Source organism: Cryobacterium serini (assembly GCF_004404025.1).
Lineage (GTDB): Bacteria > Actinomycetota > Actinomycetes > Actinomycetales > Microbacteriaceae > Cryobacterium > Cryobacterium serini.
In genome coordinates this window covers 316,361-334,123 of the sequence record NZ_SOHN01000008.1, presented here as the reverse complement: position 1 = coordinate 334,123, position 17,763 = coordinate 316,361, and the positions used below count along the sequence as shown (strand labels likewise).

Sequence of the window (17,763 nt, the reverse complement as noted above, 5' to 3'; positions counted from 1 at the left end):
GCTGCGCCGCTAACTCGCAGGGCAGTAGGTGCGGAGTTGCACGAGACAGTTCTGGTCGATGGCGGGCGCACTGGCTTGCTCGCCACAGAACACCATGGTGCTGATCAACGGGCTCGCACTCGTGGTCAGCACGCCGGCGCCAACCTCGTCACCGGCACAGGTGAGGTCGAAGGGAACGCTGACTTGGCCGGTCTGAAAGCCCATGATGGACACCCCGATCTGGGGATCGGACGGTTTCGCAGACTCAAAGAAATCACCCTGGCCACCGCTATAAGCACCCACTTGGCCGGTGCGGCCGAATTCGCCCACCAGAAAGTCGAGCCACTGAGGTTCGTAGTACGCCTTAGCCAGAAGATCATCGCTGGTCATGGTGGGCGCGTAGTTGAACTCAGTGTCAACATGGGTCTGCACCCCGTCTGGGGCTACTTTCAGTGTCCGGTAGCCGAGCGCGCCCAGCTCCGCATCCTGCAGCTGCGACCTCGGCCAAGCCGTCGCACACCTCACCGTCCAGGCCCAGCACGAAGGACTGCACACGCACCAGATGGGCGGATTGCACGCCGGCGCCATCGCCGCAGCACGCAAACTCACCGATGACCAGGCCGTCGTTTCCGTCACAGCGATCGGAGTGCTCGGCAAGCCGAGCGACCTCACCCCGGAGCTCCGCGAGCGTGAAATCGCCCCCCGCAGCCGCAAGCCCCTCGCCGAGCTGCTCCTCACGAGCGACTAGGTCTCAACTGCTCACGAGAGCGTAAAAGTGCCGCTTCGAGGCATCCGAAGCGGCACTTTTTTCGCTCTCGCGAATTAATTATGGGCGGAGCAACACCTTGATGGCCCGGCGTTCGTCCATCGCGGCGTAGGCTTCGGCTACCTCAGCAAGCGGCAGCTCTAGGTCGAAGACCCGTCCGGGGTTGATCTGGCCCGAAAGCACCTCGGGCAGCAATTCCTCGATATAGCCGCGAACGGATGCCACGCCGCCATTTACGCCCACGTTGCGTCCAAAGAGCGAGCGGATGGGCAGCTCGGCGCCGCCGTTGGGCACGCCGACATAGCCCACCATCCCACCGGGGCGGGTTGACCGGATGGCCTGATCCATGGATTCCTTGGTGCCGACGCACTCGAGCACGCAGTCGGCGCCGATTCCGTCAAACAGTGCCTGCACTGCGGCAACACCCTCATCCCCACGTTCTTCGATGATGTCCGTCGCACCGAATTCGCGGGCCACAGCCTGGCGGTCAGCGTGGCGCGACATGGCCACGATACGGCTCGCGCCGAGTCGCTTGCTCGCGAGTATGGCGCAAAGCCCGACGGCTCCGTCGCCGACGACGACGACGGTGCTTCCGGCGGTGACACCGGCCGAGAGGGCCGCGTGGTGTCCGGTGCCCATCACGTCCGAGAGGGTCAACAGTCCCGGAATCAGGGCGTCGTCCGGCACTTCGGGGGTTGCCACGAGCGTACCGTCGGCATGGGGAACGCGAACCCGCTCGCCCTGGGCGCCGTCGGCGAAGCCGCCCATGTCGTCTTTCTCGCCCCACGGAACAAGGTGGAGGCAGGAAAAGCTCACGCCATTGCGACAGTTGACGCAGGTATTGTCGCAGTCGTAGAACGGCGCAATGACAAAATCTCCTACCTTGACGGTGGAAACGTCTGGGCCAATTTCTTCGACGATGCCCACGAACTCGTGCCCAATGCGGTGGGGCTCCTTGGTGGCGGTCACACCGCGGTATGGCCACAGGTCAGACCCACAGACGCAGGCCGCGACCACCCGAACGATGGCGTCGCCACCGGTCGAAAGTACAGGGTCAGGAACTTCTTCGAGACGAATATCTCTTTCGCCATAAATCACGGTTGCTTTCATTGCTAAACCCTAACCCGCCCAACCCGGATCTACCCCCCTTTCGGGTCACATTTTTGCTGCGAGCGCCGGAGCGGATGCCACGGTGAGCGCGTCGCCGCCTTCGGCGAGCTCCACGAGCACCGTGTCACCGTCACGAATATCACCGGAGAGCAGCGCCCGGGCCAGGCGGTCGTCGATTTCGCGCTGCATCAGGCGGCGCAAGGGGCGAGCGCCGTAGATCGGGTCGTAACCACGCTCGGCCAGCCAGCGGCGGGCATCCGGTGTCACGGCCAGTTCCAGCCGGCGCTCGGCGAGACGCTTCTGCAAACGGTCGACGTCGAGTTCGACGATCTCGCCGAGCTCCTCCGTCGTGAGCGAGGAGAACACCACGATGTCGTCGAGCCGGTTGATGAACTCGGGCTTGAAGGCCTGCCGCACGAGCGCCTGCACGGCGTCTTCCTTCTGTTGCACCGAGAGGCTCTGGTCGACCAGAAACTGCGAGCCGAGGTTCGAGGTGAGCACGAGAATGGTGTTGCGAAAATCCACCGTGCGTCCCTGGCCATCGGTGAGGCGGCCGTCGTCGAGCACCTGCAGCAGCACGTCGAACACCTCGGGGTGTGCCTTCTCCACCTCGTCGAACAAAATCACCGAGTAGGGGCGACGCCGAACTGCCTCGGTCAGCTGGCCACCCTGCTCGTAGCCGACATAGCCCGGAGGCGCTCCGACCAGGCGCGACACCGAGAACTTCTCGCCGTACTCGCTCATGTCGATGCGCACCATGGCTTTTTCATCGTCGAACAGAAACTCGGCGAGCGCCTTGGCCAGCTCGGTCTTGCCGACACCGGTCGGGCCGAGGAATAGAAAGGATCCGGTCGGCCGGTCGGGGTCGGAGATGCCGGCCCGCGAACGCCGCACAGCGTCGGCGACCGCTCGCACGGCGCGTTTCTGGCCGATCAGGCGGTGACCAAGCTCGTTTTCGAGGTTGAGCAGTTTGTCGGTTTCGCCCTGCAACAGGCGGCCGACCGGAATGCCGGTCCAGGCGGCGACCACGGCGGCGATGTCCTCGCTCGCGACCTGGTCGTTAACCATACGCGGCCCGACGGATTCTTCCTTCTCGGCGTCGGCAAGTGCCCGCTCCATGACCGGAATGTCTCCGTAGAGCAGCCGGGACGCCTTCTCGAGGTCTCCCTCACGTTGCGCCCGGTCAGATTCAATGCGGGCGGCGTCGAGCCGCTCGCGCAGCTCGCCGACCCGGTTGAGCGAGGCCCGCTCACTGTCCCAGCGCGCCTGCAACTCCTTGAGGGTGGCCTGGCGCTCCACCAGATCGCTCCGCAGCTTCACCAGCCGCGCCTTCGAGGCCTCGTCCTTCTCCTTCTTGAGAGCGAGCTCTTCGAGCTTGAGCCGATCGACGCTGCGCCGCAGTTCATCGATCTCCACCGGGGAGGAATCGATCTCCATACGCAGCCGGCTCGCGGCCTCGTCGATGAGGTCGATGGCCTTGTCGGGTAGCTGGCGCGCGGTGATGTAGCGATTCGAGAGGGATGCCGCGGCCACGAGGGCAGAATCGGCGATCGTCACCTTGTGGTGAGCTTCATAGCGTTCCTTGAGCCCCCGCAGAATGGCCACGGTGTCTTCGACCGACGGTTCATCGACGAGCACCGGCTGAAAGCGGCGCTCGAGCGCGGCATCCTTCTCGATGAATTCGCGGTATTCGTTGAGCGTCGTGGCGCCGATCAGGCGCAGTTCGCCGCGGGCGAGCATGGGCTTGAGCATATTGCTGGCCGCCACGGAGCCTTCGCCGCCACCAGCACCCATCAGGGTGTGCAGTTCGTCGACGAAGGTGATGATCTGCCCGTCGGCGTCGTTGATCTGCTTGAGTACGGCCTTGAGTCGTTCCTCGAACTCGCCGCGATACTTGGCGCCGGCCACGAGGGCAGCCAGGTCGAGTGAGACGAGTTGCTTGTCTTTGAGTGAGTCGGCGACGTCTCCGGCCACGATGCGCTGGGCCAGCCCCTCGACCACGGCCGTCTTGCCGACGCCGGGTTCGCCGATCAGCACGGGGTTGTTCTTGGTGCGCCGAGTGAGCACCTGGCTGATCCGGCGAATTTCGGCGTCACGCCCGATCACCGGGTCGAGCTTGCCGCTGCGGGCAATGTCGGTGAGGTTCACCCCATACAGTTCGAGGGCCGTCTTGGCGTCGTGCTGCGGTGGTCGCTGACCAGCTTGCATCGCTGTCTCCTCAAAGTTGAGCCTTATTGGCTCAAGTTTAGTCCCCCGCGGCCGACAGTCGAAATAGGCCACCGAAAATTCCAAAACTGGACAATTTGTTCGGTACAGCCCGCTTAGCACCAGTCAGATAGTGCAGTTTGTGACGTGCTGATTAGTCGAATTGTCAAACTTCTGCTACATCACTACGCTTTAAACCAGACCCGTCATTGCCGACGCTTTACTCGCCGAGCATGTCTGGCACCCGGTTACGAGTGAGGTTGAAAGATTATGGTGCAGCAACGCGAAGCCATCAGCAGGCTGCCCGCCTACAAGCAGGGCGCCGCAGCGGATGGTTCGGGAGCATTCAAACTGTCGTCGAACGAGAACCCGTTCCCACCGCTCGCCTCGGTGACTGGGGTCCTCGCGTCCGCTCTTGGGGAGATCCACCTGTACCCGAGCATGGCCGTGGCCGAGGTCACCGACCGCATCGCCGCCAGATTCGACGTTGACGCCTCGAACGTGGCCTTCGGTGCGGGCTCGGTCGAGGTACTGTCCCAGATCATCCACGCGAGCGCCGGAGCCGGCGACGAGGTCATCTTCGCCTGGCGATCCTTCGAGGCCTACCCGATCCTGGTGCAGGTCGCCGGAGCGACGCCCGTTCCGGTCGCTCTCACGAGCGATGAACGCCACGACCTGAACGCCATGGCTGACGCGATCACCCCGCAGACCCGGCTCATTCTGGTCTGCAATCCGAACAACCCAACCGGCGCCTTCGTCACCATCGACGAGTTGCACACGTTCCTGGCGCGGGTACCCGAGAACGTGCTGGTCGTCGTCGACGAAGCCTACGTGCACTTCAACCGCGACGCCTCCTCCGCCGTTGGCATTGATTTTTTTCACCGCTACCCCAACGTGGCCGTGCTGCACACCTTCTCCAAGGCCTACGGCCTGGCTGGCCTGCGCATCGGCTACGCGATTGCACCGACCGCTGTTGCTGCGAACCTGCGCCGAGTGGCGCTGCCGTTCGGCGTAACCGCGCTCGCCCAGCGCGCAGCCCTCGCCTCCCTCGACGCGGAGGCCGAACTGACCGTGCGCATCGACCAGATTGTCGCCGAACGCACCCGGGTTTTGACCGCATTGCGGGCGAACGGATGGCGCGTCACCGATTCGCAGGGAAACTTCATCTGGCTGCGCACCGGCGACGACACCGACCGGGTGAACGCCGCGTTCATCACCGGAGGCATCTTGGCCCGGGCTTTCCCCAGCGAGGGACTGCGCGTGACGATCGGCACGGCCGAGCAAAACGACCGATTCCTGGTCGCCGCGACAGCCGCCCTCGCGCCGGCAACCGTCTAGCCCCTGACCGTCCGGCCGCAGATTCCTGCGTGCCGTACCAGCATAAATTCAAAGGAGAATTTCTAGCATGAAACACACCAGGTCTTTATCCGGCCTCGCCCTGGTCGCCGCGGGCGCCCTCGCACTCAGCGGCTGCGCGGGGAGCGAGCCGACAGCATCCACTGCAGACGAGATGATCACGATCGGCATCAGCCAGATCGTGCAACACCAGGCGCTCGACGACGCCCGCGAGGGCTTCAAGCAGGCCTTCGCAGACGCCGGCTACGTCGAGGGCACCGACATTGAGTTCGACGAGCAGAACGCGCAGGGCGAGCAGGCAACCGCGAGCACCATCGCTGCTAAGTTCGCCGCCGACAAGGTCGACCTCGTGCTGGCGATCGCCACGCCCACCGCGCAGGCCGCCGCGCAGACGATCATCGACATTCCCGTGTTGTTCACCGCTGTCACCGAGCCGGAAGAAGCCGGACTGGTCGAGAGCTGGGAGAAGCCGGGCAGCAACATCAGTGGCACGAGTGACCTGAACCCGGTCAAGGAACAGCTCGAACTGATCCAGGAGATTTTACCCGACACCCAGTCGGTCGGCATCATCTACAGCTCGGGCGAGGTCAACTCCGACGTGCAGGTTGAGCTCGCCAAGGAGGCGGCCAAAGACCTGGGCTTGACCATCAAGGAAGCCACCGTCACCAACTCGAGCGAGGTCGCCCAGGCCACCGTATCGCTCGGCGATGTCGACGCCATTTATATTCCCACCGACAACCGCGTCACCGAGGGCCTTGAAGCCGTCATTCAGTACTCCGAGTCGAACCAGATTCCGCTGTTCGGTGCCGAAAACGGCCAGGTCGAGCGTGGCGCCATCGCGACCTACGGCATCAGCTATACCGACCTCGGCTACCAGACCGGCCAGATGGCCATCCGTATCCTCGAAGACGGGGAGAACCCGGGCGACATGCCCGTTGAAACCCTTGACACGATCGAGTTCATCCTCAACCCGGCCGCTGCCGAGCGCATGGGAGTGACCCTCACCGAAGAACTCATCGCCAAGGCCGACCGAATCATCGAATAACAGCCGCTCCTCATACCCGAAGGAATAACCAGATGAATGCGGCTGTCGAACTCGGCCTGCTCTACGGAATCATGGCGTTGGGTGTCTACCTGACGTTTCGAATCCTCAACTTTCCCGACCTCACCGTCGACGGAAGTTTCACGACCGGGGCCGCGGTAGCCGCGTCGCTCATCATCAATGGTGTGTCGGCTCCCCTCGCCACCCTCGCCGGTGCGGCGTCGGGAGCGGTGGCCGGTCTGGTCACCGGTGTGCTTTATACCAAGGGGCGCATCGACGGCCTGCTCGCCGGCATCCTGACCATGATCGCGCTGTGGTCGATCAACCTGCGCATCATGGGTAAATCCAACCTGCCCTTGTTGCGCGAAGACACCATGATGACGCCGCTGCGTGACGCCGGTCTGCTCGGCGGACCCTGGAGCATCCTGATCTTCGCCGTTGCGGCCCTCATCATCAAGTTCGCCATCGACTGGTTCCTCAGCACCGACCTCGGTCTGTCGATTCAGGCGACCGGCAACAACGAACAAATGATCCGCAGCCTCGGTGTCAACACGCACCGCACGACGATTCTCACCCTCGCGATCTCCAACGGGCTTGTCGCACTCTGCGGCGCACTCATTGCGCAGTACCAGGGCTTCGCCGACGTCAGCATGGGCATCGGTCTCATTCTGGTCGGACTCGCCTCCGTCATCGTCGGCCAGGCCGTTTTCGGGCGTCGCACCATTTTTCTAGCCTCGCTCGCCGTCATCGGCGGCGCCGTCATCTACCGCTTGGTGATCTTTTTTGCCCTCGGCGCCGGCCTCAACCCGAACGACATGAAGCTCATCTCGGCGCTGCTCGTCGTCGCAGCGCTGCTGTTGCCGCGCTGGGGCGTCCTGAAACGCATCCCCTCGCTGCACCAAATGCGTTCCGGCGCCGCCGGCAGTGCCAACTACAGCAAGGCCACCTAGGAGTCTCATGCTGCTCATTCAGAACATCACCAAGACCTTCTTTCCCGGCACAATCAACGAACGCGTCGCCCTCAACGACGTATCACTGCAGCTAAAAACCGGTGATTTCGTCACCGTCATTGGCAGCAACGGCGCCGGCAAATCCACCCTGCTCAACATGATCAGCGGCAAGTTGCCCATCGACTCCGGCGACCTGTCGATCGATGGCAGTTCCGTCAAGCGGATGCCCGACTACGCGCGCGCCGCGCACGTCGGCCGGGTGTTCCAGGATCCCATGGCCGGCACCGCGCCCGATCTGAGCATCGAACAAAACCTTGCGCTCGCGCTGCGCCGCGGTCAGCGTCGCGGGCTCGCCTGGGGTGTCACCCACAAGCGTCGCGCATTTTTTCGTGAGGAATTACTCTCACTCGAACTCGGCCTCGAAAACCGGCTCAAGGCTCGGGTAGGGCTGCTTTCGGGCGGCCAGAGGCAGGCGCTGTCGCTGCTCATGGCAAGTTTCACCCAGCCGCGCATTCTGCTGCTCGATGAGCACACCGCCGCCCTCGACCCGCAACGGGCTGAGCTGGTGACGACTCTCACCGAGAGCATCGTCGAGAAGCACCATCTGACCACGCTCATGGTCACGCACAATATGGAGCAGGCGCTGCGCCTCGGCAACCGGCTCATCATGATGCACGAAGGCCAGATCATTCTCGACGTCGACGCCGAGCGCAAGGCCACCATGACGGTGCCAGACCTGCTCGCCGAGTTCGCGAAGATCAAGGGTGCCTCGCTCGACGACCGGGCGCTGCTCGGGTAGTTGGCGACGCCGAAACACACCGACCCGGAACTGCGTCAGAGCGGGCCGGATCGGCGTTTTCATGGTCTAGCGGTTTAGTGGCTCAGCGGGCGAGAAACTCGATCGCCGCCTGCTTGAAGGCTCGGGAGCTCACCGCGTTGGTGTGGGTGCGGGCGGGCAACCACAGCATCTCAGAATCGGCGGCGAGCGCCGCAAGCTCGGCGGTTCCGGTCGCGAGCACGTCGCGGTCGCCGGTCACAAAGAGCAACGGCCGGACAGGAACGGATGCGCCCGGCTCGAACCGTTCCTGCTTGATCGCAGCGACCAACCGAAGCAGGGCGGGGGTGTTGGCACCAGGTGCGAGCTGCATCAGGGTCATCAGGGACGCGGTCGACTCGTGCGCGATCGCCCTGAAATCGGCGAGAAACCGGTGGGCCGCATCGAGGTCGAAGTCGGCGAGCGGATCCTCGCCGCTCATTCCGCCGAGCACCGCGCGATTAAACAGGTCGGGGCGTTCGGCGGCGAGTTCCCAGACCAGGCGTGAGCCGAGCGAGTAGCCGACCAGGTCGACGCCGGAGGCGGGGTTGCCGGTCTCACGGGTTCGAGCGCCGGCCAGCGCGAGCACCTCGAGAACGGCCGCGCGCAGGCGGCTGGGGGCGTAGGCATCCGTTTCGAGCGGGGCGTGGCTCTCGCCGTGACCGGGCAGGTCGATCGTGAGCACGCGCCGCCCGGCGTTGTTGAGGCCCTGCACCCAGCCGGTCGCCTCCCAATTGAGTGCGGTCGACGAGGCGAAGCCGTGCACGAGCAGCACCGGAGCGCGGCCAGCGTCGAGAGCGGGCTCGTGCTGCTGCCAGTGCAGGGTGCTGGCGAGGTCAGTCCTCATCGAGCACGACCGAGAGACGAACCCGGCGCTTCGGAGCGGCCTCTTGCGGCACTGTGCCGACAATGCCGGCGGAATCGTCGGAGACCGCGAAGGTGATCAGCGGCCTGTCGACGAGCACGACATCGCCAGGCTTGCCGTGCAGCGTGAGCACAATGCCTGCGATCGGCGAGGGCAGCTCTACCGACGACTTGGTCGTTTCGACCTCGACGAAGGGCTGGTTGCGTTCAACCTGGTCGCCCACCTTGACGAGCCATTCGAGTACGGTCGCTTCGAGCAACCCCTCACCGAGGTCGGGCAGTGGAAATGAGATTTCAGCCACGGCGGTACTCCAATACTCGCTGAACTCCGAAGAGAATTCGATCAATGTTCGGGACGTACTCGTCTTCGAGATCGCCAGAGGGGTAAGGCACGTCGAAGCCGGTCACTCGCTCAACCGGCGCCCGCAGCGTCTCAAAGCAGCTCTGCGAAACGAGCGCCGCGACCTCGGCACCGAGGCCAGCGGTGCGTGGCCCCTCGTGCACGACGATGGCGCGGCGGGTGCGCGAAACGGATGTCGCCAGCCCCGCCTCGTCGATCGGCTTCAGCCAGCGCAGGTCGAGCACCTCGAGTTCGATGCCGTCTTCCGCGGCCAGCTCCGCGACCTGCAGGCAGCGGGAAACCATGGCGCCCCACGCGATGAGGGTGGCGTGCTTGCCCGGCCGGACAATCACCGAACCCTCGAGGGAAACGCTGCCCTGGTCATCAGTCAGGTCGACCGCGGCCTTGTTCCAGTAACGCGCCTTCGGCTCCATGAAGATCACCGGGTCTGGCATCGAGGCGGCGTGCTTGAGCAGGTGATAGGCCTGCTGCGGGTTGGACGGCGAGACAACCTTGAGCCCGGGCACGTGTGCAAACAGCGATTCGAGGCTCTCGCCGTGGTGCTCAGGGGCGCGGATGCCGCCGAAACTCGGCACCCGCAGCGTGACCGGCATCGGCAGGCGTCCGCGGCTGCGATAGTTCATGCGGGCGAGCTGCGTGATGATCTGGTTCACGGCCGGGTAGGCGAAGCCATCGAACTGCACCTCGGGAATGGGATGGAACCCGGCCATGGCCAGCCCGATCGCGGTGCCGAGAATGCCCGACTCTGCCAGCGGGGTGTCGAACACCCGGTTCGCGCCGAAACGTTGCTGCAGACCGTCGGTGACCCGAAAAACACCGCCGAGCACGCCGACGTCTTCACCGAAGATGAGGGCGCGGTCGTCGCGCTCGAGAATCTCACCGAGCGCCCGGTTGATGGCCTGCTGCATCGAGAGCTGCACGAGCGGGGTTGGCGCGGTCTCCCGCACACCTTCAAGGACTTTAGACATGCTCGGATTCCTCTTTCCACTGGCGTTTCTGGGCGCCGAGCGTCGGGGTTGACTCTTGAAAAACGAAGTCGAACATTTCGCTGCCGGGCCGGCTGGTAAGGGCTGTGACGCCGTCGCGGATCTCGTCGGCCCGTGTCTGGGCCTGCGCGTCGGCCTCGGCGAAGAAAGCCGCATCGGCCACGCCGCGCTCGAGCAGCACCGCACGGAACCGGCTCAGCGGGTCTTCTCCGCCATCGATTTTCTCGTCATCCAGGGTGCGATAGCGGCCGGGGTCATCGCTCGTGGAGTGCGGACCGCGCCGATAGGTCATGGCCTCAACCACGACAGGGCCGAGGCCGGCCCGGGCGTGGGCGGCGGCACGCCGGGTGGCATCGAGTACGGCGAGCACATCGTTGCCGTCAACCCGCACGGCCGGCATTCCGTAACCCGCAGCGCGCGCGGCGACTGAACCGCCAGCCACCTGCTGCTCGGTCGGCACCGAGATGGCCCAACCGTTGTTCTGCACGAAGAACACCACCGGCGCCGTCAAAATGGCGGCGAAGTTCATGGCCTCGTGCACATCACCCTGCGAGCTTGCGCCATCGCCGAGAAAGGCCAGGGCGACGCCGAGCCCGACAGTGGACGCACCGTTCAGGGTCTGGCCGTGCGCCCAGCCGACCGCGTGCAGTACGGATCCCCCGACGACCGCCTGAAAGGGTGCGAAGTGGGTGGCGGCCGGATCGTAGAGCCCGCCATGCCAGAGCGCCTTGTGCGTCGACATGTACTCGACCATGTTCACGCCGAGCGTGTAGGCGACGCCCATCTCGCGGTAGGTCGGAAAAACGAAGTCCCGGGTTGTGTCCACTACGGCGCCGGCACCGACCTGGGCGGCCTCCTGACCGAGCATGGGCGCGTAGCCGGGAATGAGGCCCTGCCGCTGCCAGGCGACCGCCGCCGTGTCGAGCTGCCGCACGTTCGACAGCATCCGGTACAGGTCGCGGAGCTGATCCGGGCCGGGAGCTCCGGCATCCGCTATTCGCGTAGAAAGGGTGTCAAGGGCGCGAGGCGCCATGCTGGCTCCTTTAATGGGTGTTCGGGCGGGGTACAGCAAAGTTAGTGACTTTGCCGGGCGTCTGCCACAGTGACTAATTAGAGTGCACAGTTTGCGAATATTTGTTTGCTCTTTGCGCTAAACACCATACAATTGGTACACAATGCTGTTCGGCAAAGCGGCCCGGCGCGGCAGCGCAGCTCCGCTGGCACACGAAAGGTCACGCCCATGGATGTCGATTCTTTGGATTCCCGCCTCGTCACCCTGTTTTGCGAACGGCCCAAGCTCTCGGTACTCGAGGCCTCGCGGCTGCTAAAGGTCGCGCGAGCCACGGTGCAGGCCCGCCTCGACCGGCTGATGAGCCGCGGGGTGATCAAATCGTGGGCGCCCATGCTCAACCCAAGCGAGTTCGGCTATCCGGTCACCGCCTACTGCTCACTCACCGTGCGGCAGGATTCCGGCCACGCCGTTGTCGTCGCGGCCCTCGCTCAGATCCCCGAGATCCTCGAACTGCACACGGTCTCCGGCGACAGCGACATGCTGGCACGGGTCGTCGCCCGGTCGAACGCCGACGTGCAGCGCGTTCTCGACCTGATCGTCGCAACGCAGACGGTCGTGCGCTCGTCGAGCGTGATCGTGCTGCAGACCCACATTGAAGCGCAGGCCCTGGCCCTCCTGCAGGCCACCGCCGCCACTCCCGCCGCCGCACCGGCCGGTTTTGGCGGCTAATTCAGGAGATTTGGCACGCTCCACCGCGCAGCCCCGTGACACCTCACATTGAGCGGGGCCCTTCAGGCTCCCGTGAGATAATAGAGGTTGGTCCCTTTTTCTTACGGAGCTCCCTCACCTATGGCCCATTCCCTCAGCACTCACGAGATCGCTCGCATCGTCGGCAGCCAGTCGTTCTCGCGCGGTGAACGTTACGCCCGAAACGGGCACGTCACCGAACAGTCCTGGGCCCAGTCGGGAACACACCTCACCGGTCGGGTCAGTGGCACCAGCCCGCAACCGTATACCGTACTCGTCTCGTTCACGCTCAATGCCGCCGGCCAGGCGGTTCGGGCCAGCGGAACCTGCACCTGCCCCATGGGCAGCAACTGCAAGCACGTCGCCGCCCTGCTCCTGGCCAGCCGAAGTACTCCCGCCGAGCTGAACGCTGAGCGCGCCGCGTCGAACGTGCGCGCCATCGGCGACCGCCGCACCCCGGTGTTTGAATCGACTTTCGTCCCAGGCGCATACCAGCCGCCCTCCCCTGCACCGGTCATTCCCATTCGCCCGCCGGTGCCTGCCTGGCGTGCCGCCCTGGCACCGATCGCCAAGCCGACTGCCAGCGACACCGTCACAAGCACGGCCCTGGCGCTGCAATTCGACCTGCTCGACCCGGCCTACAGCGCGAACAGACGCCCGGGACCCCGCCGTCTTGGCGCACGCCCCATGGTGATGGGCAAGAAGGGCAAGTGGATTCGAGGCTCCCTCACCTGGGACAACCTGTCCTGGACCCCGGGAACCTACAATCGCGGCCACCGCAAAATTCTCAACGCCCTTTACGCACTCTCGGCCACGGGCCAGCGCTATTACAGTTACACCGACCACTGGCTCTACCTCGACAACTTCGAAAACAAGGCCCTCTGGGACCTGCTGCACGAAGCACAGTTGAGCGGGCTGCCGCTGGTCTGCGCGACGGATGCCCAGAATCCGGTTCTGCTCTCACCCACGCCGGCCGCGCTGGAGTTGAATATTCGCCGCGACGATGCGGGCCTGCAACTGACCCCGTTGCTCATGCTGGGCGAACGGCTGCACCGCGGCGCCGAATTCGGCTTCATCGGGGATCCGGCGCACGGCGCCTACACGTTCACCGGCCCCGCTGACCCGCTTGCGACCGGCAGGCAGCTCGTGCTCGCACCGCTGAATGTGCTGGTCAGCTCTGAGATCCGCGCGCTTGCTGTCACCGGGGGCTTTGACATTCCAGCCGACGACGAGCCCTCGTTCCTCTCCGATTACTACCCGTTCCTGCAGCAAAAATTGACCCTGACCAGCCATGACGCCTCGTTCGAGCTGCCCAAAACGGCCCGCCCCCAGCTGGCGCTGACGATCATCCATCAAACGGATGCCCGGATCACCCTCGCCTGGGAATGGCAGTACCTCGCCCCCACCGAATCGGGCACCGCCCCAGCCCCGAACGCAGTCAGCACGGACGCCGTTGAACCGGCCCCCGTGCTGTACCGCCACCCGCTGCGCCCGACGCCCGGCGACACCCGGTTTCGTGACCTGACCCGCGAAGACGAAACGCTGCAAACGGTCGACCGCGAGATCGCCTCGTTCGCGGGGCTCTGGCAACCTGCCACGCCGATCAGCCCGGCCCGGCTGCTCGAGCGGTCGGAGCTTCGCAGCGCCGTCATGATCACGTTTCTTAGCGAGGCCGTGCCAAAACTCGAGGCTGCCGGCATTGTCGTGCAGGTCTCGGCCGACGCTCCGAGCTACCGCGAAGCTGACGAAGCGCCGGTGATCAGCCTCGCCACCACCGAAAGTACCGACACCCGTGACTGGTTCGACCTCGCCGTGACCGTCACTATCGAGGGCGAAGACATCCCCTTCGACGACCTGTTTCGGGCACTGGCCACCGATCAGGACTTGATGATCCTTGACAGTGGCACCTACTTCAGTCTCGACCGCCCCGAACTGCAGCAGCTGCGACGGCTGATCGAAGAGGCGCGAGGCCTGCAGGAGAGCAACGCAGGCGCGCTCGGTCTTAGCCGCTTTCAGGCCGACCTGTGGGACGAGCTGCAGCTGCTCGGTGTCGTCGCCGAGCAGGCCGCGTCCTGGCGCAGCGCCGTGGAGGGTCTCGCCGCCCTGCAGGGCTCGGCCGAGGCCGCCCCCCTCGCCGAACGCCCGCTCCCGCCGGCCGTGCACGCCACCCTGCGTGCCTACCAGCAGACCGGATTCGACTGGCTCAGCTTTCTCTACGACCACCAGCTTGGCGGCGTGCTGGCCGATGACATGGGACTCGGCAAGACCCTGCAGGCCATCGCCCTCATTGCCCACGCCCGCGACAGCCAACGCGCCACGCAAGGCGCCACTCGCAAGCCCTTCCTCGTGGTCGCTCCCACAAGCGTCGTCTCCAACTGGGCCACCGAATGCGCGCGGTTTGCGCCAGACCTCGCGACAGCAGCCATCACGCAGACCGCCGGCAAGCGCGGCTCCAGCCTTCAGGATGAAATCGGCGAAGCGGATGTCGTGATCACCTCCTATACGTTGTTCCGACTCGACTTCGAGGAGTACAACGCCAAGGACTGGGCCGGACTGCTGCTCGACGAAGCGCAGTTCGTGAAGAACCACCAGAGTAAGGCGCACGTCTGCGCCCGCCGTCTGCGCACCCCGTTCAAGCTCGCTATCACCGGCACCCCCATGGAAAACAACCTGATGGAACTGTGGTCGCTGCTCTCCATCACGGCGCCCGGCCTGTTCCCAAGCCCGAGCCGCTTCGCCGACTACTACCGCAAGCCCATCGAAACGGATGCCGACGCCGACCGGCTCGCGCAGCTGCGCCGCCGCATCCGTCCCTTCATGCTGCGGCGCACCAAGGCCGAAGTCGCCAGCGACCTGCCGGAGAAGCAGGAACAGGTGCTCGAACTCGACCTGCACCCGAGGCACCGCAAGGTCTACGACATGCACCTTGCCCGCGAGCGTCAGAAGGTGCTCGGACTGATCGAGGACATGAACGCGAACCGCTTCGAGATTTTTCGCTCGCTCACCATGCTGCGCCAGCTCAGTCTCGATGCGAGCCTGTACGACGCGAAGTACGACAGTGTTCCCTCGACCAAACTCGACGCCCTGCTCGAGCTACTCGAAGACACCGTTGCCGAGGGCCACCGCACCCTCATCTTCAGCCAGTTCACGCAGTACCTCGGTAAGGCACGCGACCGGCTCGACGCCGCCGGCATCAGCTACTCCTACCTCGACGGCAAGACCCGCAACCGGGCCAAAGCCATCAGCGACTTCAAAGAGGGCACGAGTTCCGTCTTTTTGATCAGCCTCAAGGCCGGCGGATTCGGCCTCAACCTCACCGAGGCCGACTACGTCATTCTGCTCGACCCGTGGTGGAACCCGGCGACCGAAGCCCAGGCCGTCGACCGCGTGCACCGCATCGGCCAAACCAAGAACGTCATGGTCTATCGTCTGGTATCCAAGGACACCATCGAAGAAAAGGTCATGGCTCTCAAGGCCACCAAAGCGCGCCTGTTCGAAAGCGTCATGACCGACGGAGCACCGCAGGGTACCGCCCTGACCGCCGCTGATATTCGCGAACTCCTGGCCTGAGGCGACACCAACAGTTCATCCAGCCCCCCTAGACTGCACGCGACAGCACCATGTCGCACACTGCAGAAACGGTCCCATGTCCACCATTTTCGATCGGGTCGACGCCCGCCTGGCGCGCACGCTGACTCCGTCTCGCCGCCTCACGCTGCAACGCCCTCGCACCCTTGCGCTCGGTTTTCTCGGCCTGCACGCGGTGTTCCTGTTCGCCTTGCTGCCCACCATCCTGACCGGCGGGGTACTCGGTGACCTTCCGCTGTACCGCACCTGGGCTGAACTCGGCCTGGAGTACGGCGTCTGGCAGGGTATCGATACCGAGTGGGTGTATCCGATCGGCGCCATGCTGCCGATCGCGTTCGCGGGCATCGCCGGTCCGCTGCTTTACCAGCTGCTCTGGTTTCTGCTCACCACAACGTTGAATGCCGTCGCGGTCGGTGCGCTCACCGACTGGGGACGCCGCCGCAGCGGCTTCAAATCCGCCTGGTACTGGCTGTTCGCATCGTTTCTGCTGAGCCCGGTCGGGCTGCTCCGACTGGAAGGACTCACGGCACCGCTCGTCATCGTCGCGCTCGTGCTGCTCGCGCGCCGGCCGGTTGTCGCCGCGGTCGTTCTGACCCTCGCCACCTGGATCAAGGTCTGGCCAGCCGCCGTGTTCCTCGCGGTGGTCACCGTCTCGCCTCGCCGTCGCACGGTGGTACTCACCGGCGCGGCGGTGTCGGCGGGGGTGGCAGCATTCGTCTGGCTGGTCGGGGGCCTGCAATTTCTTACCGGTTTCGTCACCGAGCAGTCTGACCGCGCCCTGCAACTCGAGGCGCCCATCACTACTGTGTGGGTGTGGCTGGCCACGCTCGGTCAGCCCAGCACGGTCATCTACGAGAATTTTGCCATCGCTACCCGTGAGGTGAGCGGACCCGGCACGAACCTTGTCGCTTCCCTGATGACGCCGGTCATGTTTGGCGCCATCGCGGCGATCTTCGTGCTGATGCTCATCGCCCAGCATCGGCGAGCGGATGCCGCCCAGCTGCTGCTGCTCGGAGCCCTCGCCCTGGTCGGCGCGTTCATCGTCTTCAACAAGGTCGGTTCACCGCAGTACATGTTGTGGCTGGTGCCGGTGGTCGCGGTCGGGGTTGGCCGAAGCTGGGCTGAGTGGCGGGTGCCCGCCGTGCTGACGCTGGCCATCTCCGGCCTGACAACGCTGATCTTTCCCATTTTCTATCTACCGCTCATCGACGGCGACCTGTTCTCCCTGCTGCTGCTGACGGCGCGCAATGCGCTGCTCGTCGTGCTGCTGGGCTGGGCGATCACGGCCCTGGCCCGGATGGCCTGGGCCGCGCCGGAACGGGAAGCTCACATTGGGGCCCGCCGCGCACTCCCAGTCGGCCAAGGCAGAATAGACGAGTGACCACGACGACGACCTTCGCCCTCATCCGCCACGGCCAGACCGATTGGAACGCCGCCGCGCGCATCCAGGGCGCCACCGACATACCGCTCAACGACGTGGGGCGAGGCCAGGCAGCGGATGCCGTTGCCCCGCTAAAACACTACGACTGGGACTTCATCGTCTCGTCGCCGCTTTCGCGTGCGGCCGAAACCGCTGACCTGATCGGCGAAGAGCTCGGCCTCGACGCGGCCCGACGCATTCCGGGGCTGATCGAGCGCGACTACGGACCAGCCGAGGGCCTCCACGCTGGCGCCGAGCTCGACGCCCTGCGTTTTCCAGGCGGATTCCACGGCGCCGAGACCGAGGCGGCCGTCGCCGCGCGTGGCATCGATGCCCTGTGCGAGCTCGCTCGAAATCACCCCGGAGCCCGCATCATCGTCGTCGCGCACGGCACGCTCATTCGATTGAGCCTCGAAAACGCCCTCGACCAGCCCATCGGCAGCATCAATAACGCCTCGATCAACCTCGTGCACCACCACTACGCCCCCGCGAATGGCGGGGCAGCGTGGCAGCTCGACGTGCTCAACGGCGAGGCGCTCGTTCGCGCCTGAGCGGGCGATCCG

Annotated in this window: 16 protein-coding genes; 9 read left to right on the top strand and 7 right to left on the bottom strand. The window is 65.0% G+C overall.

Annotation, left to right across the window (positions count from 1 at the left end; genetic code table 11):
* Positions 1–9: 9 nt before the first annotated feature.
* Positions 10–369, bottom strand: coding sequence for a hypothetical protein (locus tag E3T51_RS04910; protein ID WP_134528230.1), 360 nt, complete (start codon positions 367–369; stop codon positions 10–12).
* A gap of 172 nt (positions 370–541) precedes the next feature.
* On the opposite strand from E3T51_RS04910, the gene E3T51_RS04905 reads away from it, so the two are divergent.
* Positions 542–727 (top strand): nitroreductase family protein, encoded by a 186-nt coding sequence (locus E3T51_RS04905; protein WP_134528227.1) that lies wholly within the window; start codon positions 542–544, stop codon positions 725–727.
* A 78-nt stretch (positions 728–805) separates the two neighbouring features.
* On the opposite strand, the gene E3T51_RS04900 is transcribed toward E3T51_RS04905, so the two are convergent.
* Positions 806–1,855: a zinc-dependent alcohol dehydrogenase family protein gene (locus tag E3T51_RS04900; RefSeq protein WP_134528224.1), complete on the bottom strand. Its 1,050-nt coding sequence runs from the start codon at positions 1,853–1,855 to the stop codon at positions 806–808.
* 45 nt (positions 1,856–1,900) lie between these two features.
* Positions 1,901–4,063 carry an ATP-dependent Clp protease ATP-binding subunit gene (locus tag E3T51_RS04895; RefSeq protein WP_134528221.1) on the bottom strand — a complete coding sequence of 721 codons (2,163 nt, stop codon included), beginning with the start codon at positions 4,061–4,063 and terminating at the stop codon, positions 1,901–1,903.
* 267 nt (positions 4,064–4,330) lie between these two features.
* On the opposite strand from E3T51_RS04895, the gene hisC reads away from it, so the two are divergent.
* From hisC to E3T51_RS04875, 4 genes are all read left to right on the top strand, one after another.
* The gene (hisC, locus tag E3T51_RS04890; RefSeq protein WP_198417839.1) at positions 4,331–5,398 is read left to right on the top strand and encodes a histidinol-phosphate transaminase; all 1,068 of its coding nucleotides are present in this window, start codon (positions 4,331–4,333) and stop codon (positions 5,396–5,398) included.
* Positions 5,399–5,465: 67 nt separating this feature from the next.
* A complete protein-coding gene (locus tag E3T51_RS04885; protein ID WP_134528216.1) occupies positions 5,466–6,461 on the top strand; it encodes an ABC transporter substrate-binding protein in 996 nt (331 codons plus the stop codon).
* Positions 6,462–6,493: 32 nt separating this feature from the next.
* Complete coding sequence (locus E3T51_RS04880) at positions 6,494–7,408, top strand: ABC transporter permease (RefSeq protein ID WP_134528213.1); 915 nt, start codon at positions 6,494–6,496, stop codon at positions 7,406–7,408.
* Positions 7,409–7,415: 7 nt separating this feature from the next.
* The gene (locus tag E3T51_RS04875) at positions 7,416–8,207 is read left to right on the top strand and encodes an ABC transporter ATP-binding protein (protein WP_134528211.1); all 792 of its coding nucleotides are present in this window, start codon (positions 7,416–7,418) and stop codon (positions 8,205–8,207) included.
* Positions 8,208–8,289: 82 nt separating this feature from the next.
* Here the strand turns inward: E3T51_RS04875 and E3T51_RS04870 are convergent, their stop codons facing one another.
* The 4 genes from E3T51_RS04870 to E3T51_RS04855 are packed head-to-tail and all read right to left on the bottom strand — an operon-like array spanning position 8,290 to position 11,379.
* Positions 8,290–9,069, bottom strand: a complete 780-nt coding sequence (locus E3T51_RS04870; protein WP_134528208.1) for an alpha/beta fold hydrolase — start codon at positions 9,067–9,069, stop codon at positions 8,290–8,292.
* Positions 9,059–9,388, bottom strand: a complete 330-nt coding sequence (locus E3T51_RS04865) for a biotin/lipoyl-containing protein (protein ID WP_134528205.1) — start codon at positions 9,386–9,388, stop codon at positions 9,059–9,061. Before E3T51_RS04865 ends, E3T51_RS04870 begins: the two co-directional genes overlap by 11 nt.
* The gene (locus tag E3T51_RS04860) at positions 9,381–10,415 is read right to left on the bottom strand and encodes an alpha-ketoacid dehydrogenase subunit beta (protein ID WP_134528202.1); all 1,035 of its coding nucleotides are present in this window, start codon (positions 10,413–10,415) and stop codon (positions 9,381–9,383) included. The genes E3T51_RS04865 and E3T51_RS04860 overlap by 8 nt, the downstream gene beginning before the upstream one ends.
* A complete protein-coding gene (locus E3T51_RS04855) occupies positions 10,408–11,379 on the bottom strand; it encodes a thiamine pyrophosphate-dependent enzyme (RefSeq protein WP_241989190.1) in 972 nt (323 codons plus the stop codon). The genes E3T51_RS04860 and E3T51_RS04855 overlap by 8 nt, the downstream gene beginning before the upstream one ends.
* Before the next feature lie 294 nt (positions 11,380–11,673).
* On the opposite strand from E3T51_RS04855, the gene E3T51_RS04850 reads away from it, so the two are divergent.
* The 4 genes from E3T51_RS04850 to E3T51_RS04835 all read left to right on the top strand — a co-directional run bounded on the left by E3T51_RS04850 (position 11,674) and on the right by E3T51_RS04835 (position 17,751).
* The gene (locus E3T51_RS04850) at positions 11,674–12,174 is read left to right on the top strand and encodes an Lrp/AsnC family transcriptional regulator (protein ID WP_134528197.1); all 501 of its coding nucleotides are present in this window, start codon (positions 11,674–11,676) and stop codon (positions 12,172–12,174) included.
* 120 nt (positions 12,175–12,294) lie between these two features.
* Positions 12,295–15,762, top strand: coding sequence for a DEAD/DEAH box helicase (locus E3T51_RS04845; protein WP_134528194.1), 3,468 nt, complete (start codon positions 12,295–12,297; stop codon positions 15,760–15,762).
* Between the two features lie 76 nt (positions 15,763–15,838).
* Positions 15,839–17,161 carry a glycosyltransferase 87 family protein gene (locus E3T51_RS04840; protein WP_134528191.1) on the top strand — a complete coding sequence of 441 codons (1,323 nt, stop codon included), beginning with the start codon at positions 15,839–15,841 and terminating at the stop codon, positions 17,159–17,161.
* Positions 17,158–17,751 (top strand): histidine phosphatase family protein, encoded by a 594-nt coding sequence (locus E3T51_RS04835; RefSeq protein WP_134528189.1) that lies wholly within the window; start codon positions 17,158–17,160, stop codon positions 17,749–17,751. Before E3T51_RS04840 ends, E3T51_RS04835 begins: the two co-directional genes overlap by 4 nt.
* The last annotated feature ends 12 nt before the right edge of the window (positions 17,752–17,763 follow it).